Here is a 25,056-nt window from a genome sequence, read left to right as displayed (position 1 = left end):
TTACCTGCAAGAAACGGGGGACTCGAAAAACTAGAACCAAGCGAGGGCGGCAAACATCGAACGCAGCGTGCGAGCGAAGGTTCTTGGACGCTCCAGCTTTTGCTTCGGCATCGCCATCGGCGCCTCGGGCAGGGCGTTGGCAAAGGAGATATCGCTGTCGTATTTCACGCTGCAGTCCTCCACTGGTAGAGCCAGGTTTCCGTCAGCTGCCGCCCCAAACCGACCAGGTAGGCCTTGAGTTCCATGGGCGCGGGTCCCGGTACGGTTTCGACATCGAGCACCAGCCGCCACACATTGTTGACGTCGATCTTGGACACGGTCGAAACCTTCAGCTCGCCGCCGGTGACGGTGGCGACGATGTCTGGCGGCGTGGCCGGGTCCCAGCCATCCAGAACTGCGCCCTTGAAGTCGATGACGAATTTGCGCAGCGTCGTGGCATTTTCCACGCCCGACACGCCACCCTGGCCGGCGCGCGTTTCCGCTACATAGGCCAATGTCTTGCCGTCTGGGTTCAGGTCGCCCCAGCGCTGCAGATAGCGGAACTCCAGCGCGTCGCCGGCCTTGACGGGGGTCGCCGGCACCCAGAAGGCGCCGATATTGTCCTCAGCTTCCAGCTTGGAAGGGATTTCGATCAGCCGTACCGAGCCGGTGCCCCAATCGCCGATCGGCTCGATCCGTACCGACGGTCGCTTTTCGTAATGAGCGCCCGCATCCTGGTATTGTTCGAAATCGCGGTCTCGCTGATAGAGACCAAACGCCCGTGGATTGTTGTCCCAAAGGTATGAATTGCCCAGCGTGCTCGAATTGTTGAGCGCCCGCCAGAACACTTCCCCGCTCGCGTGTTCCTGCAACAGCCCATTGCTGTCGTGAACTTGCGGCCGGAAGTCGTCGAACGCGGCCCGGTTGCTTTCGGCAAACAGGAACATCGAGGTCAGCGGCGCAATGCCCACTTCCTTGATATCGGCGCGGAAAAACAGTCGCGCCGTTACATCCATCGTGGTTTCCTGCACGTCGTCATGGGCAGCGGTAATCTCGAAGCGATAGGCGCCAGCAACACTGGGGCCTTCCAGCACCGCATAAACCACCAGCGAAGCGCCCCCGGTCGGGCGCTCCAGGTAGAATTCGGAGAACACCGGAAATTCCTCGGGCCCTTCGACCCAGGAATTGATCACGAGGCCACGTGCGCTCAGCCCATAGGCATTGCCGCGGCCCAGCGCGCGGAAATAGCTGGCGCCCAGAAATGACACCAGTTCGTCGCTGAGCTGCCGGCTATTGAGCGGGTAGTTGAGACGGAACCCGGCAACCCCGGGAAACGGCTCGTCCTTCACAGCGGCGGCAACCGCATCGTCGTGATAGGCAAAGTCTTCGGCTGTGAACGTCATCGGCGACGCCGAACCGTCCTTGAGCTCAAACAGCTTGACTGGCTCCTTGAACAGCCAGCCCGGATGGAACGCCTGCACCTGGAAGCCCTTGCCCAGACCAGCCCAGAAACCCCGATCAGGCCGGAACTGGATGCGCCGGTAGGCGTCATAGTCGAGCGCCGCATAGGCCTCTGGCAACACGAAGGTCGGCGCCACATAAGGCGCCGCTGCCATGGTTTTCATGCGCGCGGTCAGGTCATCGAAACTGAAGGGAAAACTCGGTTCCGCATTGCCCTCCGCAAAAGCCTGGGAGGAGAGCGAGGTGCTACCCATCAGAATGGCAGTGACGCCAAGCAACTGCAGAAAGTTGCGTCGGTTGGGCAGGTTCGCGGATGAGGCTTTGATCAAGGAATATCTCAAGAGTTTAAGTTCGCTCCTACATTTCGCCAAACGGCCAATGCGGCAATCGTCTAAAAGCTGCAGCATGGGTGCCATGCGATTTGTGAATGGCGCCGGACCCGCGCCAATGCATTAGTGAAACAGCCTTCCGGAGCCTGCCATACCCATGACAACCGCCATCCCAGCCCCGATTTCTGCAACCCGCTCCATGCCGGTGGGGCTTGCCGTCGTGTCGATCCCGTTGCTGTTCGTGGTCCTGGGGCTGGCGATCCGCTACGCCGCTTTTTACACTGGCCATCCCGGCGCCACGGCGGCCGAGTTCGCTCAGGGTCTGTGCCGCTGGGATTGCGGCTGGTATGTTCGCATTGCCGAAACCGGCTACGATCCGTTCCCGGTTCCCACCATGATCAATGCCGGCAATTGGGCCTTCTTTCCGTTCTATCCAACGGTTATTGGCGTTTTGAGGCTAATTTTTGTCGGTGCGCCGACGATGGTCATCGCCACCGTTGCGTCCATCATCTTCACCTGGATCGCCGTGGTCGTCGCCTGGCCGCTGTTCGAGCGCAACTGGCGGGCCTACACGCTCTACGCCGCCTTCCTGCTCAGTGGTCCGTTCTCGATCTATTTTACAACCTTCTATACCGAGGTGATGTTCCTGCTGCTCATCACCTGCGTCTTTGCGGCGCTCAAGCGGCAGAACTATCTGCTAGCCGGATGCTTTGCCGCGCTGCTCTCCGCCACGCGTATCGTCGGCGTCTTCATCGTCTTTGCCATCGTGCTGCAGGCCTATCTCGATCACCGCGCCCAGGGCGGCACGTTCAAGTCGTTCCTCACCACTATCTGGACCCGCACCGATCTGCTGCTGGGCATTTTCATCGCCCCGCTCGGCCTGTTCATTTACATGGCATTTCTGCACTACAAGATCGGCGATGCCTTGGCCTTCCAGCACGATCAGCGCGCCTGGGGCCGGGTCACTGGCAGCCCGTTTGGCTATCTGTGGAAGGCGCTGACCAACTTTCCCGGCAGCGGTTTTATCCCCTCCGCCTCCCAGCAGCTGGCGGTCGGCTCGATTGCCGGCATCGCGCTCAGCATTTGGCTGGGCTTTCGCAAGCAGCTCCCTGCTGCGGTGTTCTGCGGCATCTGCCTCGTGCTGCCGCTATTTGCCGGCATGGCCTCGATGATGCGCTTCGTCGCCGGCCTGCCGCCGCTGTCGATTGAACTGATGAAACTGCTGTCGCGCAACAAGGTCAGCACCGTGCTGTTCCTCCTGTTGTTTCTGGTGCTGGATTTCGAGTTCACGCTCGGCTGGCTTGGTGGAGCGCTGGCCCTTGTTTAAACGTCTCCCCGCCTATGGCCTGATCGCTGTTTTCGCTGCCTTCGAAATCGCTGTGCTCTGGCTGGCACTGCACCCGGATGTGCCCGAAGATTACCGCGCCTATTACATCGACCAGTCGACCACCTGCCTCAACCAGCCGGTCACTGGCGAGTATAGGCTGGGTCAGGTCATCGATTTCACCGCATCCGAAGGCGACCTCTCCAAGCCCTTCAAGGCTTGCGGTTGGAAGGGCCCCTCCAAGGAAGGCACCGACGCGGTCGGCGAAACCTCGCGCCTGCGCTTCATCTTCCCCCAGACCGCGCCGAGCCTGACCCTGCAGTTCGAAGCGATCGCAGTCGATCATCCCGAAACCCCGACCCAGACCGTCAAGGTACTGGCCAACGGAGTGCCGGTCGGTGAGGTCACCATCGATCAGTCCGCGCCGCAGAATTTCAAGCTGGCCATCCCAGCCGAAGCGATAGCCGCCATGCCCGGGCGGATCGAACTGCGCTTTGATTATCCTGAGGCCTTTGCACCGCCGGGCATCGCCAATACCTACAAGCGTTCGATCAAATTGCTCTGGATTACTCTGCAACCCAATCCTGCCTGAGCGGATCGGGTTGCGCGACGCAGCCCGCTATGGTCCAAGACAGACCTGCGCGGCTGAGTGAATCGCCGCCGCGCCGGGATTGATTGATGGCTTATTCCGGCTCTGCCGCGCCGCTCCTGACGGCCAAAGACCCCGCCGATGTACTGCGCGACGTGTTCGGTCACGCCGCCTTTCGTGGCGAACAGGAACAGGTCATCCGCCATGTCACCAGCGGCGGCGACGCTGTGGTGCTGTTTCCCACCGGCGCCGGCAAATCCGCCTGCTACCAGATCCCCGCTATCTGCCGCCCCGGCGTCGGTATCGTCGTCTCGCCGCTGATCGCTTTGATGCGCGATCAGGTCGAGGCCCTGCGCCAGGCCGGCGTCAGCGCCGCCGCACTCAATTCCTCGCTGACCAGCGAAGAGTCCGCGGAAGTGCGCCGCCAACTCCGGCGCGGTGAACTCGATCTGCTCTACGTCGCTCCTGAACGCGTCGCCACGCCCGGCTTCCGGCAAATGCTCGAAGGGCTCGACATCGCCCTGTTCGCCATCGACGAAGCCCACTGTGTGAGCCAGTGGGGCCACGATTTCCGCCCCGAATATCGCGATCTGGCGCAACTGACAGAACTGTTCCCGGGCGTGCCGCGCATTGCCTTGACCGCCACCGCCGATCCGGTGACCCGCGCCGACATCATCGAGCGGCTGGGTCTGGCCGAAGCCGCGGTGTTCGCCACCAGTTTCGATCGCCCCAATATCGCCTACGCCATCATCGAGCGGGACAATGCGCGCCAGCAATTGCTGAGCTTTCTCGCTGGCCACAAGGACGATAGCGGCATCGTCTATTGCCTGAGCCGGGCCAAGGTCGAAGACACCGCCGATTGGCTCAACCGCCAGGGCATCCGCGCGCTGCCCTATCACGCCGGCATGCCGTCCGACGTCCGCTCCGCCAATCAGGACGCCTTCCTGCGCGAAGAAAACCTCTGCCTCGTTGCCACCGTCGCCTTCGGCATGGGCATCGACAAGCCCGACGTGCGCTATGTCGCCCATATGGACCTGCCCGCTTCCATCGAAGCCTACTACCAGGAAACCGGCCGCGCTGGCCGCGATGGCCAGCCCGCCGACGCCTGGATGAGCTATGGCATGGCCGACGTGGTGCAGCGCCGCCGCATGATCGACGAAGGCAACGCGCCCGATGAGATCAAGCGCGTTGAACACGGCAAGCTCAATGCCCTGCTCGGCGTCTGTGAAACCACCCAATGCCGCCGCAAGGCGATCCTGGCCCATTTTGGCGAAGCCTATCCCGGCGATTGCGGCAATTGCGATACCTGCCGCTCGCCGGTCGAAAGCTGGGACGGCACCGAGGCGGCAATCAAGGCCTTGGCCTGCGCCTACCGCACCGGCCAGCGCTTTGGCGCCGCGCACCTGATCGACGTGCTGATGGGCAAGGAGACCGAAAAGGTCGAACGCTTCGGCCACGACAAGCAGGCCGTGTTTGGCGCCGGCAAGGACATGGATGCCCGCGCCTGGCAATCGGTCTATCGCCAGTTGACCGCCATCGGCCTGATGCTGGTCGATCACGAAGCCCACGGCGCCCTTAAGCTTGCCGCCGGTGCGCAAGCGGTGTTCAAGCGCGAACAACCAGTGATCCTGCGCAAGGACCGTCCGCGCAAGGCCGCGGAAGTGCGCCGCTCACTCTCCAAATCCATCGAGCTGCCGCCCGAAATCGCTGGTGTCTTCGATGCCTTGCGCGCCGAACGCCTGCGCCTCGCCAAACAACAGGGTGTGCCGCCCTACGTCATCTTCCACGACACGACCCTGCGCTCCATGGCCCAGATGCGCCCGCGCCACCTCGCCGACCTGATGCTGGTCCCGGGCGTCGGCCAGGCCAAGCTGGAACGCTACGGCGAGGCTTTTCTCGCTGTGCTGGCCGCTCAGGCCTGACCCGGCGCCTTTGCCGCAAAATCACCTAAGTAGTACTGCTGCTGACGCGCATCAGCACCAGACACGCCGAAATTACGGATGCCGCCCAGCGCGGCGACATCTATGTCGGCGGCCTGATGGCTTGGAGCCGCCTGATCTCGGACTTCCGGGATTAGCCGATCTCAGGTTGAGGCCGCCTTTGGCCCGCCGGCATTGACCAGTTCATCGGGAATATCGTCGAACGAGGCATAGTTCATGTTGTACAGCCGGGCATAAAGCCCCTTTTGCGCCATCAACTGGTCGTGGTTGCCGTTCTCGATCATCTCGCCGTTTTGCAGCACGATGATGCGATCGGCCCCGCGAATGGTCGCCAGCCGGTGGGCGATGACAAGGCCAGTGCGGCCCTCAAGCAGTTTGACCAAGGCCTTCTGGATCAGCATTTCGGTGTAGCTGTCGATCGACGCCGTCGCCTCGTCGAGCACGAGGATTTTCGCATCGGCGACCAGGGCGCGCGCAAAGCTGATCAACTGGCGCTGGCCCAGCGATAGGTTGCCGCCACGCTGCTGCAATTGCGCGTCGTAGCCGCCATCAAGCCGCATGATGAACTCATGCGCTCCGACGGCCTTGGCCGCATCGACGATCTGCTCACGGGTGGCCTCAGCCTTGGCATAGCGGATGTTCTCCGCCACCGTGCCGGAAAACAGGAACGGCTCCTGCAGCACCATGGCGACCTGATTGCCCAGCGACTCCTGGGTGATGTCGCGCACGTCATGGCCACCGACGAGCACCGCGCCGCCACCCACTTCGTAAAACCGGTGCACCAGTGCCATGGCGCTGGTCTTGCCCGAGCCGGTCGGGCCGACCAAGGCGACGGTTTCGCCCGGCTTCACCTTGAAGCTGACGTTTTTCAACACTGGCTGGTTCTGGCGATAGGCGAACTCGACATTGCGGAATTCGACCGAGCCGTCCATGTCGCCGGTCAGTGTGATGGCGTTCGGCCGGTCTTTCACCGCCACCTCGACGTCAAGCACTTCCATGATACGCGCGCCCGACGACATGGCGCGCTGCATCACCGAATACTGCATGGTCAGCGACCGGATAGGATCGAAAAAGCGCTGGATATAGAACAGGAAGGCGACGATGACGCCGATATCCAGCTCCTTGCCCAGCACCATATTGCCGCCGACCACGATCACCACCGCCATGGCGAGGCCGGTGAGCGTATCAACGATCGGCACCATCACCTGGGCAAACTTCGAGCCGGTCAGCTGGCTGCGCAGGTTGATATGGGCCTTGTCGTCGAACAGGTCGAAATTGACCTTCTGGCGCTCCAGGTTCTGCACCGTGCGCACGCCGTTGATACCTTCGGCCAGTGCCCCATTGGTGGTGGAATTGGTGATGTGGGCATTCATGAAGGCGTTGCGCGCTGGCTCCAGCCAGAACAGCCGGACGATGAACAGCACCGGCATCACCGAAAGCGTCAGCAGCCCAAGCCGGAAATCCAGCGTCAGCAACACCCCCACAATACCGAACAGCAGCACGATATCGCCCACCGACAGCACCGAAGTTTCCAGAAACTCCTGCATCGAATTGACGTCGCCCTGCAACCGGCTCATCAACCGCCCGACTTCGGTCTTGTCCATGAAGCTCAGCGACACGCGCTGCAAATGGCTGAACATGGCGCGGCGCATGTCGAACAGCACGTGTTCGGCCGCCTTGCCGACCACGGTTTCCTGCACATAGCTGGCGCCAAAATTGATCAGGATCATCGCCCCGAACGCCACCAGCGCCCAAGCCAAATTGGCCTTTCCATCGACGCCCAGCCGCATGCCCTTGTCCACGGCAAAGCCGATGATCAGCGGGATCGCCAGCTGCGTCAGGGTGAACACCAGGACCGCCGCTACCGACATGCCCATCAGCTTCCGATAGGGCTTCACGAACGCCCAGATCCGCCGCACCACGCGCGGGTCATAGGCCTTGCCGAAAATCTCTTCTTCGTCGCGATGCGAGCCGACAACAGCGCGCGGCGGGCGCTGGCCGCGATCTTCGCTGTCGTCTTCGTTCTCAACCATGGTGGTCATCAGCTGGCCTTTCCCATCTGCATGGCGAGTTCGTCGCCGGGGCGGACCTGCAAATCATACAACTCTCGATAGCGGCCTTTGAGCGCCAGCAATTGCTCATGCGTGCCGCGTTCGATAATGCGGCCGTCTTCCATGAACAGGATGAGATCGGCATGCATCAGCGAGCTGAGCCGATGCGAGATCACCAGCGTCACCCGGTCCCTGGCAAACCGCTTCATTGCGGAACGGATACGGTGCTCGGTGCCGGCATCAATGGCGGCAGTGGAATCGTCGAAGACCATCACGGCGGGCTTGAGCACCAGCGAACGGGCGATCGACAGCCGCTGCCGTTGCCCCCCGGAGAGCGACACCCCGCGTTCGCCCACCACGGTATTGTATCCGGCGGGCAGGCCCATGATGTAATTGTGCAGTTGCGCGCTTTCGGCGGCGCGCTCGATGCGCGGCTCCTTGGCCCACGGATCGCCATAGGCGATGTTGTTTTCAATGGTGGTGGTGAACAGGAAATTGTCCTGCTGCACCAAGCCCACGGCGCGGCGCAGCGAGCGCAGCGTCACCTTGCTCACGTCCTGGCCATCGAGCGTAATCGAGCCGCTATCGGCATCGTAAAAGCGCGGGATCAGATGCACCAGCGTTGACTTGCCACTACCCGGCGCCCCGACAAAGCCGATGGTCTGGCCGGCATGGGCCTCAAAGCTGATGCCGTCGAGCGTCTTGTGCGGACCGGTGCCGGGATAGGTGAAGCTGACATTGTCGAACTTCAGCACGCCCTTGTTGATCACCAGATCCTTGGCTTCTTTCTCGTCCTCGATGCCAAGCTCAAGGTCGAGCAGGGCGAACAGGCGCGAGCCACAGGTGGAGGCGCGGGCGAACGAATTGACCATCAGGCCGAGCTGGCGTACCGGCATCTGCAGGATGGTCATGAAGGTCAAAAACGAGGTCAGCGTGCCGATGGTCATGGTCCCGTCGATGACGCGATTACCGCCGAACCACAGCACCAGACCCATGGCGAAGAAGAACGAAAAGGTCATCGAGCTGGTATTGCGCACGCGGATTTCAACGCGATCGTGGCTGAGCTCGAGCGCTTCGGCCGAGCGGGCGTCATACTTGCCCAGCTCATGGTCCTGCGCCGCAAAGGCGCGAACCACGCGGATGCCACCGAGATTTTCTTCCATCACCCGGCTCAGCGCTGAGAGTTTGTCCTGCAAGGTCAGCCAGGTGGCCCGCAGCTTGAGCTGCGCCACCGAGGATCGCCACGCTACGAACGGCACAAAGCTCAGGCTCAGCAAGCCCAGCACCACATCGGTGCTGATCAACAGATACGCGCCCACACCGATCAGCGCGCTCAGCAGCACCATGCGCACGAAGCCGGTGGCAAAGAACATCCGCACACCGTCGAGGTCGAGCAGGCCGACCGTGATCAGATCGCCGGTATGCACGCTGTCGTGGAAGGCAAAACTCAGCCGCTGGATCTTTTCGTAAAACGCCAGCCGCAATTCATAGCCGATCGTGTGCCCGACGCTCTCGCTGAAATAGTTCTGAGTCAGCGTGAACAGCCCGCGCAGCACCGAAACCAGCAGCAACAGCATGGCGCTCATCCACAATGCGTTCTGCGCAGCCTGTCCGCCGTCGACCAGACCCTGCGCCTGATCGACCGCGCGGCCAAGCAGCCGTGGAATGATCAGCTGAAACACTGAAGCGACCACGGTTGAAACCAGCGCAATGGCCACCTGCCAGGGGTGCCGCAGGCACATATGGGTGATACGCATAAGCGCACTGAAACCCTGTCCCCATTGCGCTGCCGCAAGCTGCCCAGGAGCTTTGACGCGCGCCCGTGCGCGCCCAACACTATCGGTGTTCACGAAACGATCCAGACGTAAAAATTGGCGCCCCGGCCGAAGAAAATCGGTCAGACTCGGCTCTGGGCAAATCAGGTTACGCTTACATACAAGACCCTTTTTCAGGGTCGTTCAAGCAAAACTAAGGCACCGTGCCGAGATAATGAGCATCCAACGCAATTCGTCGATGCAACGTTGCAGACAGGTCACGGTGCGGGCTTCAGCACCGGCTCCGGACCGACCGGGTAGATCAGCGCCGAACAGGCCTTGGTGACCACGTCAAGCTGCATCTGTTCGTTGGCATTGGGCGCCCCGCTATTGACCGCATTCCACAGATCGTTGTCGATCACTCCGGACAATCCGCATTGGCAATAGCGCATGCACAGCTTTTCCGAAGTGCCGCCGGCAATACAGGTGGATTGGCAATTGTTGAGGAACGCCACGTTCTGTTCGGCCAGCCCCGGATGCACCGCCAGTGATAGCGGATAGATCACCCCAAGCAGGATCGGCTGATGGATCAGGTAAAACAGCAGGCTCCAGCGACCAAGAAATGCCAATCCCCGCAGCGGCCAGCTGGTCGCCTTGAACGCCGCCAGTCGCGGCCCCAGCGATGAGTTCAGCACCAGCCGCGCCACTGCGATGCCGGCCAGCACCAGCCCGAACCACGGCAGCAATGGCACCAGGTCATTGGCTGGCGGCGGCACCGTCCATAGCCCCAGCACCGAGGGAATTCGCTCGTTGTAGAACGGGTTGGAATAGCCCCAACCCACCACCAAGATGACGAGCGCCAGCACCGCCACCAGCCATACCGGCATGCGCAAAAACGCCAGCGCCAGCAGGCTGAACAGCGCGATAGCGTGCAGGATACCGAAATATACAAAGGTCTGCGGAAACAGGATCAGCGTGGCAATGGTGACGATGATCGCCGCGCCTGTCACCATGGCAAAACGCTTCCAGAACGCATTCCAGCGGATCGCCCTGCCATGGCCCAGCACCAGCCCGACCCCGACCAGGAACAGGAACGTCCCCAGGATCGACCGGGCATAGATCACCCAGCCCAGATCGGCGCTGACATCGACCGGATAGAACCGGAAATACGCCAGGTCCCAGAAGCAGTGGTAGATCATCATCGCCATCAGCGCGATGCCGCGCACGATATCAACGACCGCATAGCGGGGGCGGTGCGAGGTGATTTGAGCCATGAGCGGGCTTCCGGGGAATCAGACCCGTTCAATTAGCCCGCAACCGGTATGCGGCGCTAGGCGGCCCCGTCCATGCTGGCCAGCAAGGATGCGTTACCGCCCGCCGCCGTAGTGTCGATGGTCAACGCCCGCTCATGCGCATAGGCACTAGGATCAAGGCCGGTGATCAGCGCAATGATCTTGCCGGTGCGGGCGGCGAGCGCCGGGCGAATGGCGGCGGCGTCACTCTCACAAGCCACGGCATCAAGCTCCAGCGTGCGCAGCGCCGCAGGGTCGAGCGACCCGTCGTAAGCGACCAGCGGCACGTCCCCACCCAGCAGCGGCCGCAGGGCCTCGCTGGCGTCGGGCACAACAGCAACCACACCGTTTCCTGCGGCCAGCGCCTGCACAACTTGCGCCAGCAGCGTCTCGCGATCTGGTCCAAGGCAGATGATTGTGCCCCTGGCCACCAGCCGCAGGCTATTGGCTTCGCCCGTCGGGCCAGGCAGGTCGATCGGCCCAAAGTCGAGCGCAGCGGCAGCGGCCATAGCCCGGTCGGCTTTGCCGCGCAGCAGGCCGCGTAGAGTGGCAATGCGGTCGGTGCGCTGGCTCCATTGTCTGGCGTCCGGGGTGCGGATCATCGCCGGGTCGACCGGTAGGCCAGTCACTGGCATGCCGGGCAATGGTTGCGGCTGGCCAAAGCGGCTCAGATAAAGCGGACCACCGGCCTTTGGCCCGGTTCCCGAAAGGCCCTCGCCACCAAACGGCTGTGAGCCGACCACCGCGCCGATCTGGTTGCGATTGACGTAGAAATTCCCGACCTGTAGCCGATCGACCATCTGCTGCACCCGCGCATCGATGCGGGTATGCAACGCAAACGTCAGCCCATAGCCCCGCGCATTGATGGCGTCGATGACACCGTCAATCTCGCTGGCCTTGAATGTCGCCACATGCAGCACCGGCCCGAAGATTTCCCGGTCGAGGTCATCAATCCCACCGACGTGGATAATTTGCGGCGCAACAAAATTGGCACCGCGCGGCGCCGAAAGACTGGCAATCGCCTGCCCCGCCTGGGCGGCAGTGTAGGCCGCGATCCCGTCCCGCGCTTCGGCGTCGATCACCGGGCCAATGTCGGTCGCCAGCTCCCACGGATTGCCCACTACCAGCATCTGCAGGGCGCCCTTCAGCATATGCAGCACCTTGTCGGCCACGTCCTCCTGCACATAAAGCAGCCGCAAGGCCGAACAGCGCTGCCCGGCGCTTTGAAATGCCGAGGCAATAATGTCGCGCACCGCCTGTTCAGGCAGCGCGGTGGAATCGACCAGCATCGCATTGAGCCCGCCGGTCTCGGCGATCAGCATGGCCTGCGGCGCTGTCTTGGCCAGTTGGGCCTCGATCAGCTTGGCAACAATAGTCGAACCGGTGAAGCAGACGCCGGCAATCCGCGGATCGGCGGTCAGCGCTGCACCAACGGTTTCACCGGGGCCGCAAAGCAATTGCAGCACATCCTGCGGCACGCCGGCCTGGTGCATCATGTCGACCGCCCGCCGGGCGATCAGATTGGTCTGCTCTGCCGGTTTGGCGACCACTGCATTGCCGGTGACCAGCGCCGCCGCGATCTGTCCGGTAAAGATCGCCAGCGGGAAATTCCACGGCGAAATGCAACCAATAACGCCACGCGCCGGGCGCTGCGGCCCTGACACGGCTTCAGCAGCATAATAGCGCAAAAAGTCTACGGCCTCGCGCACTTCCCCCACCGCATCAGCCAGCGTTTTGCCGGCCTCACGGGCGCAAAGCGCATAGAACTCGGCAGCATTGGCCTCGTAGCGATCGGCAATGTTTAGCAGCATCCCGGCCCGATCATGAGCACTGCGCGCCGCCCAACCCGGCTGTGCGGCAACGGCCCGGCGCATGGCGGCATCAACATCAGTGGCTTGGTGAAAGTTGATCCTGCCGACGACATCATCCGGATCAGCAGGATTGCGCACGATCATCTCGCCCTGTCCCCACTGATACGGCGCGGCGAACGGAGCGCGGCGCGCTTCAATGTCCGCCAGCGTCAGCGGATCGGTCAGGTCAAAGCCCGTAGAATTGGCCCGAACGCCGAACAGGTCTTTCGGCAGTGTCAGCCTCGCCTCGCGCGGTGACCGCAGCGCAAGGGCAATCGGGTCTTGCACAATGGCTTCCGGCGCAATCGCGCTATCGACGATCTGGTTGACGAACGACGAATTGGCGCCGTTTTCCAGCAGCCGGCGCACCAGATAGGCCAGCAGGTCCTCATGCGCCCCCACCGGCGCATAGATGCGGCAGCGCGTCTGCTCGGCTTCGTGGACGATTTCGTGCAGCGCTTCGCCCATGCCGTGCAGACGCTGGAACTCAAAGCTGCCGCGGTTCGGTGCCATCGCCAGAATCGCCGCCATGGTGTGGGCATTATGCGTGGCGAATTGTGGAAAAATCCGTTGCCCCACCGCCAGCAGTTTTCGCGCGCACGCCATATAGCTGACATCGGTTTCCGCCTTTGCCGCATAGACCGGAAACCCCGCCAGCCCCAGCGTCTGCGCCCGCTTGATTTCGGTGTCCCAATAGGCGCCCTTGACCAGCCGCACCGAAATGCGCCGGTCCAACCGCTCGGTCAGCGCGTCAAGCCACTCGATGACATCGGGTGCGCGCCCACCATAGGCCTGCACCACGACACCAAAACCATGCCACCCGGCCAGTTGCGGATCGGCCAAAACGCTCTCGATGATATCGAGGCTCAGATCAAGCCGGTCGGCCTCTTCGGCATCGATGTTGAGCGCAATGCGCCCGGCCTTGGCCGCGAGGCAAAGCTCCAGCAGCCGCTGGCGCAGTACCGGCAACATGCTCGGCTTTTGCGCGACTTCGTAGCGCGGATGCAGCGCCGAGAGCTTGACCGAGATGCCGTGGTTCTTCAGCACATCGTCATTGCTGGCGACCTTGCCCAGAGCCGCGATCGCATCGGCATAGGCGCGATGATAGCGCAACCCATCGGCATCGGTACGGGCGCCTTCGCCCAGCATGTCGAAGGAATACAGATAGCCCTGCGCGGTCTTGTCCGCACCATTGCGCAGCGCCTCGCCAATGCTTTGGCCCAGCACGAACTGCCCTCCCATCCGGCGCATTGCGGCTGAAACCGCACCGCGAATAGCCGGCTCGCCCAGTCGCCGCACCATCGAGCCCAGCGTACGGCCGATCTGGAGTTGCCCGTCGCTCAACACGCGCCCGGTCAACATCAGCGCCCAGGCGGAAGCATTCAGCAGCAGCGGCCCCGAGTGATCGGCATGCGACGCCCAGTCCTGCCCGACAATTTTGTCGGCGATCAGATCATCCATCGTCGTGGCGTCCGGCACGCGCAACAGCGCCTCCGCCAGACACATCAATGCAATACCCTCGTCGGTGGATAGCGAATATTCGGCTAGCAGCGTTTCCATCAGGCGCGGCTTGGCCGAAGCCCGCACGTCACGCACCAGTCGCGCCGCGTCCGCCGAGATCGCTGCGCGCTGACCTTCGCTCAGGTCCGCCAGGCTCAACAACCGCGGAATGGCCTCATCACGTTCGACCATGGCGTGGTCGCGCATGGCGGCACGAGCTTGGGCGAGACGATCGGACATGGCTGGCTCCATCGCGGGACAAAGCGATGATAGCGCAGTCCCGAGAGATGCAGCGGACCATAGATATCGCGCCAGCGAAGCATTCGATGCATAGTATGAAAGCAAGAATGTTCATTCGGGCTGCAAAAATGTCAGAAACAGATCATCTGGACCGCATCGACCGCAATATCCTCAAGGCGCTGGAGGCCGATGGACGGCTATCGATGGCCGCGTTGGGCGAGCAGGTTGGCCTCTCCAAGACCCCGGTGCAGGCCCGCGTGCGGCGGCTGGAGTCCCTCGGCCTGATCAAGGGTTACCGCGCCGTCATCGACCGCCTGCGGCTGGGCGAAGGCCATGTCGCCTTCGTGCAGGTCAAGATGTCCGATACTCGCTCGCAGGCACTGGCCGAATTCAACGCCGCCGCCCAGGCCATTCCCCAGATCGAGGAATGCCACATGATGGCGGCCAATTTCGATTATCTGCTCAAGGTCCGCTCCACCGACATCGCCGCCTATCGCCGCGTCCTGGGCGAAGCGATTTCCGCGCTGCCCCACGTCGCCCAGACCTCGACCTTCGTGGTCATGGAAGCGGTAAAGGAAACCTGACCGCACCCTGCCTTCTTTGAGGGGATGGGAGCCACAAACCCTCTGCCCGCCCACGGCCGGCTCTGCTAGAATTCCTGCAATGTTCGGGGAGCCTGCATGCGCCATCTCAATCTCGTTCTCGGCGCCACCGCGCTCCTGTTCACCACCCCCGCCTTCGCCGATGCGGTGACTTACAAGGGCACGCTGGGCACCATCCCAATCGTTGCCGAAATCACCGAGGCTGCGAACGGCCCGATCGTCGGGCGGTATTTCTATACCAGCAAGGGCGGCGATATTCCGCTGCAGGCCCAGCCCGGTGCCGGCAACAAGATCATCCTCGCCGAAGAGGCCACCTGCACCGAACAGCTCTGCGATGCCTCGCAGGATTATCCGCGCACCAAATTCCCCATAGGCGCCATATGGACGCTCGAACGCTCAGCCGATGGTGCAACGGTCTCGGGCCAGTGGCGCCTGCTCGGCAAGGAAAAACCCCTGGCTGTAACACTCACTCGCGTCGGCTCCCGGGTTCTGGCGGAAGGTGCGATCACGCCGTCCGACCTCAAGGATTTCAGCGATAGCCTGAGCTATGACCACGCCATTTCCCTGAGCATGGCCGACGCGCCCTATGAGTTCCTCAAGGTGCAAGGCCCGCTCAAGCCAGGTGCAAAAACCAGCATCAATGGCTCGACCTACCAGATGGTCTCCGATCCGCGCTCGGGCTTTGAATTTCCCCGCATCGTCAAACTGGCCGATGGCAGCGATCCCGCCGCCGCCAATGCGTGGCTGCAGGACCGGCACTGGCACGAAAGCCTCGAAGCCATGAGTTGCCTGTCCACCGCCTATTTGGGCATGGGCTGGATGTATGGCGAAGGCGGCGGCCTGGGAGAATATGATTACGTCAGCCATGACGTGACCTATCTCTCCAGCAAGATCATGAGCTGGACCGAAGGCGGCAGCGTCTACTGCTTCGGAGCCCATCCCGACAATTTCTACGACAGCTACAATCTCGATATCGCCGCCGGCAAAATTCTGGCGCTTGAAGCCATCTTCAAGGACTGGGTCGCCAAATCCTATGGCGCCGACGAGGGCGATGCCCCGATCGGTCCGGCCACCGCCCATGCTGACCCGGACCAATATTACTTCGGTCCCGGCAAGGACATGGTCGCGTATGTCATAGCGCATCGCGAAACCGACGCCGAGCGGGACGAGGAATGCGGTATCCTTGACCTCATCCCCACCAATCTGGCGATCCATTTCGTCGACGACAACCGCGTCAGCTTCGGCCTCGAAGGCCTCCCCTACGCCATCCAGGCCTGCGGCGACGAACAGCTCAACGTTCCGATCAAGGACCTCAAGCCGCTGCTGGCGCCCGGCGCTAAGGACTATTTTGCGTCGTTGAAATAGCACCCCCACCGGGCCACCCTCGCCCTTGAGGGACTTGGAGGTGGTGGCGCAGCCGCAAACCGCTCCGGTGGAGCGGTTTGAACCGAACAAGGACAGACTTTCTGCGTTCAGCATAAATCAGGGTGAGGGGTTGTCGCCGCAAACACAGTTTCGAGAAAGCCACCCCTCATCCTGCCTTCGGGCACCTTCTCCCTCAAGGGGAGAAGGACGAGGACGGTACGGCACCGGCACGCCCCCATGCCAGTTCAGCGCTACCCCGCAACCCAAATCGCGCTAGACCTCACCGCAACGGGAGCCAAACTATGAGCATCTGGATCGGTGTCGGCATGCTCGTCGCGGTGTTTTGCACCTCGATGCTGTCGGGCATTTTTGGCATGGCGGGCGGGCTGATCCTGCTCTGGCTACTGTTTCTGCTGTTGCCGGTCGGCACTGCCATCGCGGTCCACGGCGTTATCCAGATCGTCTCCAATGGCTCGCGCGCCTGGTTCTCGCGCCAGTATATCGATTGGAAAATCCTCGGCATCATCAGCATCGGCCTGTTCGTCTCCGCCGGTGCGCTGTCGCTGGTCAACTATCGGCCCGATCTGTTCGTGGCCTCCATCACCATCGGCCTGATGCCGATCCTGGTCTGGATTCCAACCGAGTACCTGGCGCTCGACGCCTCCAAACCCCACCATGCCTTCATTGCTGGCATTGTCTCGGGCACGTTCAATATCGGGGCAGGGGTTTCCGGCCCCACCGTCGATATCTTCTTCATCCGCACGATGATGGATCGCCGCAAGATTATCGCCACCAAAGCGGCGACGCAGGTGGTGTCCCACGGCATCAAGGTGCTGTTCTATTGGCAGGCCGCGCAAACCCTCAACACCGGCGATTGGACCGCGATCCTGATCGCCGCCCCCTTCGCCATTGTCGGCACCAGCGCTGGTAATTGGGTGCTGCAAAAGCTCTCTGATGCCAATTTCCGCAAATATACCCGCTTTGTGGTCACGGTTATCGGCCTGTTCTACCTCGGTCGCGCACTATTGGTTTTGCTCTGAGGCCTCTGGTTGGCTAAGCTGCCTGCAAGGGGCAGTGCATGCAGCAATTCGATAGCGTTACAGCCAGATTGATTCTGGTATTGGCGGAAACCGGCTCGATCGGCCGGGCAGCCGAGCGCGAAGGCATCGCCTCATCCGCCGTCAGCCGCCGCGTTAGCGATCTGGAAGGGCGGCTCGATGTCGTGTTGTTCGATCGCTCGGCCCAGGGCGTCAAGCTGACGCCGGCTGGGCAGATTTATGCCGAGCGCTGTCGTGGGGTGCTGCGCGAAATCGCCGATCTCGATACCGTCATGGCCGATTTTGCCACTGGTAATCGCGGCAGCCTGCGCCTTGCCTGCACCAGTTCGGCGCTCTCCGGTCGCCTGCCGGAATTGTTGGCGGTCTATACCCAAAAACAGCCCACTATCGCGCTGGAAATTCAGGAGCTGGGGGCCGCCAAGGGCCTCACCGCGCTCGAAGACGGACGCTGCGATATCGCCATCGTCTCCGACAATTACGATTTCTCTCGCTTCGAAACCAGGCCCTTCGAAGATGATCGCGTCTGGGTCATCGCCTCGCCCGATCACGCCGCTGCCGAAGCAATGGCTGGCAAGCGCGAGATCCCGTTTCACGGCGTGCTGGCCCACGAAACTGTCCGCATGCACCTCAACGGCGCACTCGACCGGCTCCTGCTCGACGCCGCGCACAAGGCAGGCCAATCGCTGAGCGAACGGGTTAGCGTCGAAAGTTTCCCGGCGCTGGTGCGCATGGTCGAGGCTGGCTTCGGCATCGGCTTTTTGCGCAGCACCAGCCTGCATCTGTTGGCCGGTACCGATCTGCTCTCGGTGCCGCTGTCCGAACCCTGGGCCCGCCGCCAGTTGCTGGTCGCCCGCCGCACCCATAGCCCGCAATCGGCGGCAATGAAGTCGTTCCTGGCACTTTGCGAAAAGACTTACCGGCCAACTGCCTGACCGCTTGCGACATCGCGGCGCTTGAGCCTGCGGTCCCGGCGCGCTACGACCGATGTGGGGACAGCTCATGGCATCATCGCGCACTATCGGCAGGGAGATCGGCACCGCTTTTGCGGCGCTTGCCATCTATCTGCTGACCATCCTGACCCCGCTGCATCAGGCCCGCGCCAGCCAGCTCGACTTTGCCAGGCTCGGCTATGCCACCATCGATGCCAATTGGGCGTTGTGCGGCGCGCCGGATGCCAGCGACACTTCCAAAACCGTCGCCACCAAATGCCCGGTCACCAGCACCGGCAAGCAGCACGTCGCGCCAGTCCTGCCGGTCGCCTTCGTGTTCAATCCGCAGCGCGCACAAGTCCAACTCGATGCACCATCGGCAAAATCACCGACGCCCGCCGGCGTGCTCCAGATCGCCGCGCCGCCGCGTGCGCCTCCCGCCCAGGCCTGATCGTCCGGCCTTCCGGCCACCATCAGTTTCAGTTCTGGAGATCATCATGATCCGCTCTATATTCGTCGCCGCCGTTGCGGCCCTTTTGCTCGTCGTCACCCCCGCCTTTGCCGATAATGGCAACATTCACCTCGGCGACCTCGACATTTCAATGCCCTTCGCCCGCGCCACGCTGCCCAATGCCCCGGTCGCCGGTGGCTTCATGACCATTACCAATCATGGCGCTGCCGCCGACACCTTGTTGTCGGTCACCTCCTCGGTCGCAGCCACAGCCCAGGTTCATGAGATGAAAATGGATGGCGATGTGATGAAGATGCGGGCGCTTCCGGATGGCCTGGAAATCCCCGCTGGTGGAGCGGTCACGTTGTCGCCGGGCGGCTATCACATCATGTTCATGGGCCTCAAGCAGCCCTTCGTTGAAGGCACCAAGGTCACCATCACCCTGACCTTTAAAGCCGCCGGAGCCGTCGATATCGACCTGCCGGTGCTCGGGGCGGCGGCTGCCGCCGCAATGGCGCATTGATCGGACCGGCAATGGCAAATCTTAAAACCGTTCGCATCTGGCTCTGGGTCGCCGTGGTGGCGCTGGCGCTCACCGCCGGCACCGCATTCCTGTTGCTCCGCAACGCCCCGGGCACTCAGGCCGGCTTCGGCGGCGGCCAATATGCCTTGCTGGATGGCAACAACCAGCCCGTTAATCAGACAGTGTTCAACGGCCATCCCTCGATGCTGTTCTTCGGCTTCACCCATTGTCCCGATGTTTGCCCAACCACCATGGCCGAAATGGCCTCCTGGTTCGAGCAGTTGGGCGATGCGGGCAAGCCACTGCGCGGCTATTTCGTCTCGGTCGATCCCGAACGCGATACGCCTGCCGTGCTGGGCGACTACGTCGGCGCCGTCTCGGATCGTATCACCGGCCTGACCGGCAAACCCGAGGAAGTCGCCAAGATCATCAAGGCCTGGCACATTTACGCCCAAAAGGTTCCCGGCGAAAATGGCGACTACAGCATGGACCACACCGCGACGGTGTTCCTGCTCAACTCAAAAGGCGAGTTCGAAGGCACCATCGCCTATCAGGAAGACTCCAGGACCGCGCTCGAAAAGCTGCGCAATCTGCTCGCCAAGACCTGATGCCTTCACCTCTCCCCTCGGGGAGAGGTCGACCCGCCGAGGTCAGCTGCGGGGCTGTCCATCATGATTTTTGTTGAGCGGCCGGTACCGTCCCGCGCGCTTGTGCGTTACACACGGCACAACAGCGGAGCGCCCCATGAAACCCCGGATCAATATCATCACCATCGGCGTCGATGACCTCGAACGTGCTTTCAGCTTTTATCGGGCGCTGTTTGATGTCAGCGACGAACAGATCGGGGCAGGGGAGGATCACGTTGCCTTCTTCCTCGATGCCGACCTGTCCTTCGTGCTGTTTCCGCGCGACCAGATCGCCGCCAATGCAGGCAAGCCCGAAGTCATCGCCGGCACGCCGCAATTCGTGCTCAGCCATTCGGCCGGCAGCGCCACCGAAATTGATGCCATCCTTGATCGCGTGCTGATCGCCGGCGGCACCATCACCGCCGCCGCCCAGCAATCGGAATGGGGCTATTCCGCCTATTTCGAGGATAGCGAAGGCAATCTGTGGGAAATTCTGGCCGCCACTGCAGCGAACTGAGGCGTGGCGGGGGGCCTAAAACCCGCCGCCGGTCTTGAACCCGGTATCGCTCCCGCGACCGCCCTGCGAGCCGGTGCGCGGGCGTGAAAAACCGCCCGAATTGCCGCCGCTGCTGCGACCCCAGCCGCCCGGCATGCCAGTGGGCAGACCTGGCGAATTGCCACCACCACCGCCAAAACTGTCCTTGGGCCAGTTGACGGTACTGCCGCCGCGTTCGGCCCATGGGCTGGTGCTGGACGGCACTCCGCCATTGCCCCAACTGGTGCCCTGGTTGAAATTCTGGCTGCGCCGCCACTGCTCCCAATAGCTGGCCGCCGTAATCCCGCCGCGCAGGAAATCATTGAGCAGATCGCCCACCAGCTTGTCTTCACCGAAGCTGGAGCGTGGATCGTCAAATCGCGATTTCTTGAATTCCCACTGGATGTCTTCCAGTTCGCGCCGCCGTGCCGCAAGGGTCTTTAGCCGTTCGCGCTGATCTTTGGTCTCGGTGTCCTCGTCGCGTGCCCTTGTGCGGGCGTCGTCGATCTGGGCCACCAGCGTGTCGTCCCGACCGGTGCTGGTCAGGCGCGCTTCGTTGAGCAGCGTGGTGATGTCTTCCCGCTGCAGGCTTTCGGCCAGCGTGGTCAGTGCCTGCTCGAACGCCGGGTCGGCCCCTTGCGCCAGAACGCTCAGGCTCTTGGCCGCCGCGTCGCGCTTGTCTTCGGCTTCGGTGATCTGCGCGTCGATGGCGTCGATCCTGCCCTGTACGGCAGTGAGCTTGTCGCGCACCGGTTTGCCGCCCGCCGCATCGACGGCTGCGGTCTGCATCGCCTCGGCCTTGGCCCGCGCCTCCGCAGCAATGGCCATCTGCCGCTCCGCGTGTTCGCGCAGCCGCAATGGAATTTCGTTGAGCATGGCAAAGTTCGGTCTTGCCTTGGCAAAATCCACCAGCCCCGCCACCAGTCCGTCCAGATAGCGGATCAGATTGTTGGAGCGGTAATTCTTGGTGCCATAGCCGCTTTCCCACAGATACATGAACAGCGGATCGTCCCGGTAGGGTCGCCCCTTCTGCTCCCGATCGGCTTCCGCCTGCTCGGTCTTTTGCATCGATTGGGCCGCAGTCTCGTTGAGTTGGCGCGCTTCCCCGGCCAGCGCGGCATAAGCGCTGTCGGTGGCCAGTGTCGCCTGTACCGAAGTGGCCAGGGCTTTCAGCGCTTCCTGATGCCCCGCCAGCGTCGTCAACGCTTCGGCGCGATCGCTGGTCAGTTTCCCCAGGCTCGCGTCGATCGCCGCCAGCTCCTTTTCAGCGCCGCCCATCTCGCTGGCATGGGCCTTGAGCATGTCGCGGGCCTTGGCTTCCGCACTCGAAATATGGTCCGCCAGTTCGGCCTGAATCGCAGGGTCGAGCCGCAGCTTGGCCAGTTGCCGCACCAGATCGGCTTCGGTCTCATGGATCTTGGTGATGCGTTCGCCAGAGCGGGCCAGCCGCTTGGCAATCTCGTCCTCTTCGCGACGGATGTCGCGCAGCGCCTCGTCGAGCGAGGCCATGGCTTCGGGTCCGCGCAGGCTCATGAGATCACCACCGCGTCACCGCCCCGCCTAGAACCGGCACGCCATAGTCGACATCGAGAAAACCATCGACCTTGCTGCCCACTTCGTCGCGGTCGATGATGCCATTGTCCTGCTTGTCCGCCGCCACCGAATTATACACTGCCTCGGGCACCCGCACGCCCCAGATATTGACCGTTTCGGTCTTGCCGGTCTCCTCGTTGAGGATTGGCAGAGACAGCGCCTGTCCATCCGGGTCCAGCGCTTCCACCACGATGTAATAGTTGGTGGCTTCAGTATTGATTTTGGGGAACGTCCAGAACCCCGACTGCACGCCCGGGCGGTTCACCACATGCAGCGTATAGCTCAGCCGCAACTGATCGCGCAGCGCCGTCAGCCGAGTCACGATGTCTTCGGCCTTCGCCCGGTTGCCTTCAGCCGCGTAAGCCTTGCCACGGCTCACCAGTTCCTTGGCCTCGACCTCGGCCTGCTGCACCTTGGTTTCGTCGAAAATGGTCTGATACAGCCCATCCATCGCCGCTGGCAGTTCCTGGCTCAGCTCAAGCTGGGCCGTTTCCTGCTGGTGGGCGCTATAGGGTTGATAGACCAGGAAATAGCCGCCCAAGATCACCGCCGCACCAAGCGCAATCACCCCGGCGACCCGGCCCCATTTGCCGCGGCTCACATAGGCCCGCGCCAGCAACGTATTAAATCCGCCCGGCGGTGGCGTGTAGACAAACCGGCTTTCCGCCAGCGCGGCTACGCCCTGCTTCAGCACCGCGTCGGAAACCTCGATGCCCTGCTGGTGATAGATCTCCCGCAGTTTGTCGATCAGCTGTTCTTCGCGCGCCACGCCATCCAGCTCGCGCGTCGCCAGATCCTGCCGATGGCGGAGCGTGTCGACCACGTCCATTGCCAGCATGACCTCGTCCAGCGGGGCAGCAGCGGTGGCTGTCGTATCACTCATTATGCGGGCTCACCCGGCTCCGTTATCGCTTAATTCTTGCTGTCGAGCAGCAGCGCATTGCCGTCCGCTGCCAGTTGCGCCAGCCGGCGCTTGCCGTCTTCCACCGCATCGCGGATTTCGGCGGAATTTTTGGTCGAGGCAACACGCATTTCGTTGATGATGGTGCGCGACTTCTCCTGGAAGTTGACCACGCTATCGACCAGTTTCTTGACCGCGTCGGCGCGCACTGTCGGGCCGTACCCGGCCCGCACCGCTTCTTCCTGCACCTTGTCGCCAATCTCGCTGAGGGTTTCCAAGCTCTTGCTCATCCCCTCTTTCATGGCATTGAGGGTTTCGGTGGCCTCATGCAGCCCGAACATGCCGGTAAACGAAGCGCTTAGCGCCGTCAGCACCGTTTCATTGGTTGAAAAGAACGAGATCGACTGCTGATACACCCGCTCCTTGGCATTGGTGGTCTGCATCAGCCGCGCCATCACCACTTCGGACGTGTTGTAGGAAATCGTCAGGTTATCCGACAGATCCTTGGCGATCTGGTAGCGGCCTTCTTCGTTCTGCATGTCGCGCAGCTTTTCGTCGCGATCCATCTCCAGCCGCGCCCGGTCGGCGGGGACGGTGCCGGCAAAGGCCGCCAGCGTATCGGCGGCCTTTTGCAGAATGTTCTTCTTCTCGGCCAGCCGCTGTTCCGCCGTCGCCAGAACTTCCAGCGCCATCACTTCGGACTGTTTCAGCGCGCCGCGGAAATCCCGATAGGCTTCCAGAATGGTGTGTTCGCGGTTGATCTGGTCCTTGGTGTCCGCAGACACGGCCAGATAGGTGTCGCGAATCTTGTCGAAACGCTGGGCAATATCGCCACGCGATACCTTCATCCACACATTCGATACCCGCTCGCGCAGGTCGATCTTGTTGTCGGAAAGCTGGTCGACCATGCCCTTGGCATCGTCGCGGATCGAATCAAAACCCTTGGTGATCTCTTCGTAGCGCTGGCCAATCTGCATGGCGGCGATCTGCTCGCGCACCACTTCGTTAAAGGCGCTGGCCTGGCTCAAGGTCCGGCCAATCAGGATGACGCGGGTTTCATCAAGCTGGGTGATCTGCGCCAAAAGCGCGGTAATCGGCTGCTCGCCCTGCTGTTCGGGCCAGATGCCAAGGTCGCGGATCGCGGTGACCGCCTTGTCCAGATACTGCAATGGCTTTTCGGTAACCACGGCTGGCGCGGCTATGGGCTGTGCAGTCGGAACATCGTTGGACATGGTCTCTCCTCGCGTCGACGCTTCGTGCCATAGATTGACGCTGGCGTCCGCTCTGACAATTGTAACCGGTTCGTCCGGCAACTATTTAGGCCATATTGGTGCGAAAAAGCCGCACGTAAAGGGCAGGGGTTGCGCCGATGAATGAGTTTTTCGCCGACCGTGTCATAGGGTCCACAATGGAAGCACAATACTGATGGATTTCGGCGGCAACTATCGTCTGCAAGCCCCGCGCGTTGCTGTCTGGGCCGCGCTCAACGACACCGCCATGCTCAAGGCCGCCATTCCCGGCTGCCACAAGATCGAATGGGTTGGCGACACCGCGCTCGACCTTGAGATCAAGGTCAATCTCGGCCTCGTCCACCCGGTCTTTAAAGGCGATCTGACCCTGTCCAATATCGTTCCCGCCGAACGCTATACCCTGTCCGGCAAGGGAAGGGGTGGCCTGCTGGGCCTGGCCGAAGGCTCGGCCGACATCGTTCTGGCCGATGATGGCGACGCTACCCACCTGCAATTTGCCGCCAATGGCGGCGCCTCCGGCCAGATCATGCGGCTGGGCAAGGCCATTATCGGTAATTCGGCGCAGAAAGTCATCGACGGCTTTTTCGAGCGTTTCGCGGCTGCAATGGGGGTGGAGCTTGAGCTGTTGGCGCCGGAGTAGGAAGATACCCCTCACCCGTCTCGGGCTGCGCCCGATCCACCCTCTCCCGCAAGGGGCGAGGGGTGCCCCACTCTTGTGGTGAACACCGTCCCTCCCTTCTCCCCTTGCGGGAGAAGGTGCCCAAAGGGCGGATGAGGGGTGCCTACTGGCTTTGATGCAGCAAGGCGCCCGATCAGGGCCCACATCCCAGCAAAACCCTCGATCCCATTTTTGACCATTCGGAAAAAAATGCTGTTTTCCCTCTTGCTTGAGGGCCGTTTGCACGATTGTATCC

21 protein-coding genes are annotated in these 25,056 nt (G+C 62.2%); 12 read left to right on the top strand and 9 right to left on the bottom strand.

Features of this window, described 5'->3' with window-relative positions; all coding sequences use genetic code 11:
* Nucleotides 1-30: 30 nt before the first annotated feature.
* The gene (locus tag ABIT12_RS08265; protein WP_348042337.1) at nucleotides 31-168 is read right to left on the bottom strand and encodes a hypothetical protein; all 138 of its coding nucleotides are present in this window, start codon (nucleotides 166-168) and stop codon (nucleotides 31-33) included.
* Nucleotides 165-1,769, bottom strand: coding sequence for a glucan biosynthesis protein (locus tag ABIT12_RS08260; RefSeq protein WP_348042335.1), 1,605 nt, complete (start codon nucleotides 1,767-1,769; stop codon nucleotides 165-167). The genes ABIT12_RS08265 and ABIT12_RS08260 overlap by 4 nt, the downstream gene beginning before the upstream one ends.
* 157 nt (nucleotides 1,770-1,926) lie before the next feature.
* Here ABIT12_RS08260 and ABIT12_RS08255 point away from each other — a divergent pair, with 157 nt between their 5' ends.
* The 3 genes from ABIT12_RS08255 to recQ all read left to right on the top strand — a co-directional run bounded on the left by ABIT12_RS08255 (nucleotide 1,927) and on the right by recQ (nucleotide 5,604).
* Nucleotides 1,927-3,096, top strand: coding sequence for a hypothetical protein (locus ABIT12_RS08255; RefSeq protein ID WP_348042334.1), 1,170 nt, complete (start codon nucleotides 1,927-1,929; stop codon nucleotides 3,094-3,096).
* A complete protein-coding gene (locus ABIT12_RS08250) occupies nucleotides 3,089-3,685 on the top strand; it encodes a hypothetical protein (RefSeq protein WP_348042333.1) in 597 nt (198 codons plus the stop codon). Before ABIT12_RS08255 ends, ABIT12_RS08250 begins: the two co-directional genes overlap by 8 nt.
* An 86-nt stretch (nucleotides 3,686-3,771) precedes the next feature.
* Nucleotides 3,772-5,604 (top strand): DNA helicase RecQ, encoded by a 1,833-nt coding sequence (gene recQ / locus ABIT12_RS08245; RefSeq protein WP_348042332.1) that lies wholly within the window; start codon nucleotides 3,772-3,774, stop codon nucleotides 5,602-5,604.
* A 161-nt stretch (nucleotides 5,605-5,765) separates the two neighbouring features.
* On the opposite strand, the gene ABIT12_RS08240 is transcribed toward recQ, so the two are convergent.
* The 4 genes from ABIT12_RS08240 to putA all read right to left on the bottom strand — a co-directional run bounded on the left by ABIT12_RS08240 (nucleotide 5,766) and on the right by putA (nucleotide 14,309).
* Nucleotides 5,766-7,664 (bottom strand): ABC transporter ATP-binding protein, encoded by a 1,899-nt coding sequence (locus tag ABIT12_RS08240; protein WP_348042331.1) that lies wholly within the window; start codon nucleotides 7,662-7,664, stop codon nucleotides 5,766-5,768.
* Nucleotides 7,664-9,523 carry an ABC transporter ATP-binding protein gene (locus tag ABIT12_RS08235; RefSeq protein ID WP_348042330.1) on the bottom strand — a complete coding sequence of 620 codons (1,860 nt, stop codon included), beginning with the start codon at nucleotides 9,521-9,523 and terminating at the stop codon, nucleotides 7,664-7,666. The genes ABIT12_RS08240 and ABIT12_RS08235 overlap by 1 nt, the downstream gene beginning before the upstream one ends.
* A 182-nt stretch (nucleotides 9,524-9,705) precedes the next feature.
* Nucleotides 9,706-10,701, bottom strand: a complete 996-nt coding sequence (locus ABIT12_RS08230) for a heparan-alpha-glucosaminide N-acetyltransferase (protein WP_348042329.1) — start codon at nucleotides 10,699-10,701, stop codon at nucleotides 9,706-9,708.
* Between the two features lie 56 nt (nucleotides 10,702-10,757).
* The gene (gene putA, locus ABIT12_RS08225) at nucleotides 10,758-14,309 is read right to left on the bottom strand and encodes a bifunctional proline dehydrogenase/L-glutamate gamma-semialdehyde dehydrogenase PutA (RefSeq protein ID WP_348042328.1); all 3,552 of its coding nucleotides are present in this window, start codon (nucleotides 14,307-14,309) and stop codon (nucleotides 10,758-10,760) included.
* Nucleotides 14,310-14,437: 128 nt separating this feature from the next.
* Between putA and ABIT12_RS08220 the strand changes: the two genes are divergently transcribed.
* The 8 genes from ABIT12_RS08220 (at nucleotide 14,438) to ABIT12_RS08185 (ending at nucleotide 20,380) form a co-directional block, all read left to right on the top strand.
* Entirely contained in the window at nucleotides 14,438-14,893 is a 456-nt protein-coding gene (locus tag ABIT12_RS08220; protein ID WP_348042327.1) for an Lrp/AsnC ligand binding domain-containing protein, read from the top strand.
* Nucleotides 14,894-14,989: 96 nt separating this feature from the next.
* Complete coding sequence (locus tag ABIT12_RS08215) at nucleotides 14,990-16,276, top strand: hypothetical protein (RefSeq protein WP_348042326.1); 1,287 nt, start codon at nucleotides 14,990-14,992, stop codon at nucleotides 16,274-16,276.
* Nucleotides 16,277-16,578: 302 nt separating this feature from the next.
* The gene (locus ABIT12_RS08210; RefSeq protein WP_348042325.1) at nucleotides 16,579-17,316 is read left to right on the top strand and encodes a sulfite exporter TauE/SafE family protein; all 738 of its coding nucleotides are present in this window, start codon (nucleotides 16,579-16,581) and stop codon (nucleotides 17,314-17,316) included.
* A 38-nt stretch (nucleotides 17,317-17,354) separates the two neighbouring features.
* A complete protein-coding gene (locus ABIT12_RS08205; RefSeq protein WP_348042324.1) occupies nucleotides 17,355-18,266 on the top strand; it encodes a LysR family transcriptional regulator in 912 nt (303 codons plus the stop codon).
* A 67-nt stretch (nucleotides 18,267-18,333) separates the two neighbouring features.
* Nucleotides 18,334-18,714: a hypothetical protein gene (locus ABIT12_RS08200; RefSeq protein ID WP_348042323.1), complete on the top strand. Its 381-nt coding sequence runs from the start codon at nucleotides 18,334-18,336 to the stop codon at nucleotides 18,712-18,714.
* Nucleotides 18,715-18,760: 46 nt separating this feature from the next.
* Nucleotides 18,761-19,237, top strand: coding sequence for a copper chaperone PCu(A)C (locus ABIT12_RS08195; protein ID WP_348042322.1), 477 nt, complete (start codon nucleotides 18,761-18,763; stop codon nucleotides 19,235-19,237).
* Between the two features lie 11 nt (nucleotides 19,238-19,248).
* Nucleotides 19,249-19,845, top strand: coding sequence for an SCO family protein (locus tag ABIT12_RS08190; protein ID WP_348042321.1), 597 nt, complete (start codon nucleotides 19,249-19,251; stop codon nucleotides 19,843-19,845).
* Nucleotides 19,846-19,981: 136 nt separating this feature from the next.
* Nucleotides 19,982-20,380 carry a VOC family protein gene (locus ABIT12_RS08185; protein ID WP_348042320.1) on the top strand — a complete coding sequence of 133 codons (399 nt, stop codon included), beginning with the start codon at nucleotides 19,982-19,984 and terminating at the stop codon, nucleotides 20,378-20,380.
* Nucleotides 20,381-20,395: 15 nt separating this feature from the next.
* On the opposite strand, the gene ABIT12_RS08180 is transcribed toward ABIT12_RS08185, so the two are convergent.
* Genes ABIT12_RS08180 through ABIT12_RS08170 form a run of 3 tightly spaced genes read right to left on the bottom strand, consistent with a single transcriptional unit; the run spans nucleotide 20,396 to nucleotide 24,124 of the window.
* Entirely contained in the window at nucleotides 20,396-21,931 is a 1,536-nt protein-coding gene (locus ABIT12_RS08180) for a hypothetical protein (RefSeq protein ID WP_348042319.1), read from the bottom strand.
* Nucleotides 21,932-21,935: 4 nt separating this feature from the next.
* Nucleotides 21,936-22,874 (bottom strand): DUF6384 family protein, encoded by a 939-nt coding sequence (locus ABIT12_RS08175; protein WP_348042318.1) that lies wholly within the window; start codon nucleotides 22,872-22,874, stop codon nucleotides 21,936-21,938.
* A 29-nt stretch (nucleotides 22,875-22,903) separates the two neighbouring features.
* Nucleotides 22,904-24,124 (bottom strand): cell surface protein, encoded by a 1,221-nt coding sequence (locus ABIT12_RS08170; RefSeq protein ID WP_348042317.1) that lies wholly within the window; start codon nucleotides 24,122-24,124, stop codon nucleotides 22,904-22,906.
* Between the two features lie 193 nt (nucleotides 24,125-24,317).
* On the opposite strand from ABIT12_RS08170, the gene ABIT12_RS08165 reads away from it, so the two are divergent.
* Nucleotides 24,318-24,782 (top strand): SRPBCC domain-containing protein, encoded by a 465-nt coding sequence (locus ABIT12_RS08165; RefSeq protein ID WP_348042316.1) that lies wholly within the window; start codon nucleotides 24,318-24,320, stop codon nucleotides 24,780-24,782.
* The last annotated feature ends 274 nt before the right edge of the window (nucleotides 24,783-25,056 follow it).

Source organism: Devosia sp. (assembly GCF_039927955.1).
Classification (GTDB): domain Bacteria; phylum Pseudomonadota; class Alphaproteobacteria; order Rhizobiales; family Devosiaceae; genus Devosia.
This window is presented reverse-complemented; position numbering and strand designations above follow the sequence as displayed.

Excerpts from the sequence above, each read along its gene's own strand:
- ABIT12_RS08255 (WP_348042334.1), top strand. The coding sequence starts at position 1,927 with ATGACAACCGCCATCCCAGCCCCGATTTCTGCAACCCGCTCCATGCCG.
- recQ (WP_348042332.1), top strand. The coding sequence starts at position 3,772 with ATGGCTTATTCCGGCTCTGCCGCGCCGCTCCTGACGGCCAAAGACCCC.
- ABIT12_RS08240 (WP_348042331.1), bottom strand. The coding sequence starts at position 7,664 with ATGACCACCATGGTTGAGAACGAAGACGACAGCGAAGATCGCGGCCAG.
- ABIT12_RS08230 (WP_348042329.1), bottom strand. The coding sequence starts at position 10,701 with ATGGCTCAAATCACCTCGCACCGCCCCCGCTATGCGGTCGTTGATATC.
- putA (WP_348042328.1), bottom strand. The coding sequence starts at position 14,309 with ATGTCCGATCGTCTCGCCCAAGCTCGTGCCGCCATGCGCGACCACGCC.
- ABIT12_RS08220 (WP_348042327.1), top strand. The coding sequence starts at position 14,438 with ATGTCAGAAACAGATCATCTGGACCGCATCGACCGCAATATCCTCAAG.
- ABIT12_RS08215 (WP_348042326.1), top strand. The coding sequence starts at position 14,990 with ATGCGCCATCTCAATCTCGTTCTCGGCGCCACCGCGCTCCTGTTCACC.
- ABIT12_RS08210 (WP_348042325.1), top strand. The coding sequence starts at position 16,579 with ATGAGCATCTGGATCGGTGTCGGCATGCTCGTCGCGGTGTTTTGCACC.
- ABIT12_RS08205 (WP_348042324.1), top strand. The coding sequence starts at position 17,355 with ATGCAGCAATTCGATAGCGTTACAGCCAGATTGATTCTGGTATTGGCG.
- ABIT12_RS08200 (WP_348042323.1), top strand. The coding sequence starts at position 18,334 with ATGGCATCATCGCGCACTATCGGCAGGGAGATCGGCACCGCTTTTGCG.
- ABIT12_RS08195 (WP_348042322.1), top strand. The coding sequence starts at position 18,761 with ATGATCCGCTCTATATTCGTCGCCGCCGTTGCGGCCCTTTTGCTCGTC.
- ABIT12_RS08190 (WP_348042321.1), top strand. The coding sequence starts at position 19,249 with ATGGCAAATCTTAAAACCGTTCGCATCTGGCTCTGGGTCGCCGTGGTG.
- ABIT12_RS08185 (WP_348042320.1), top strand. The coding sequence starts at position 19,982 with ATGAAACCCCGGATCAATATCATCACCATCGGCGTCGATGACCTCGAA.
- ABIT12_RS08180 (WP_348042319.1), bottom strand. The coding sequence starts at position 21,931 with ATGAGCCTGCGCGGACCCGAAGCCATGGCCTCGCTCGACGAGGCGCTG.
- ABIT12_RS08175 (WP_348042318.1), bottom strand. The coding sequence starts at position 22,874 with ATGAGTGATACGACAGCCACCGCTGCTGCCCCGCTGGACGAGGTCATG.
- ABIT12_RS08170 (WP_348042317.1), bottom strand. The coding sequence starts at position 24,124 with ATGTCCAACGATGTTCCGACTGCACAGCCCATAGCCGCGCCAGCCGTG.
- ABIT12_RS08165 (WP_348042316.1), top strand. The coding sequence starts at position 24,318 with ATGGATTTCGGCGGCAACTATCGTCTGCAAGCCCCGCGCGTTGCTGTC.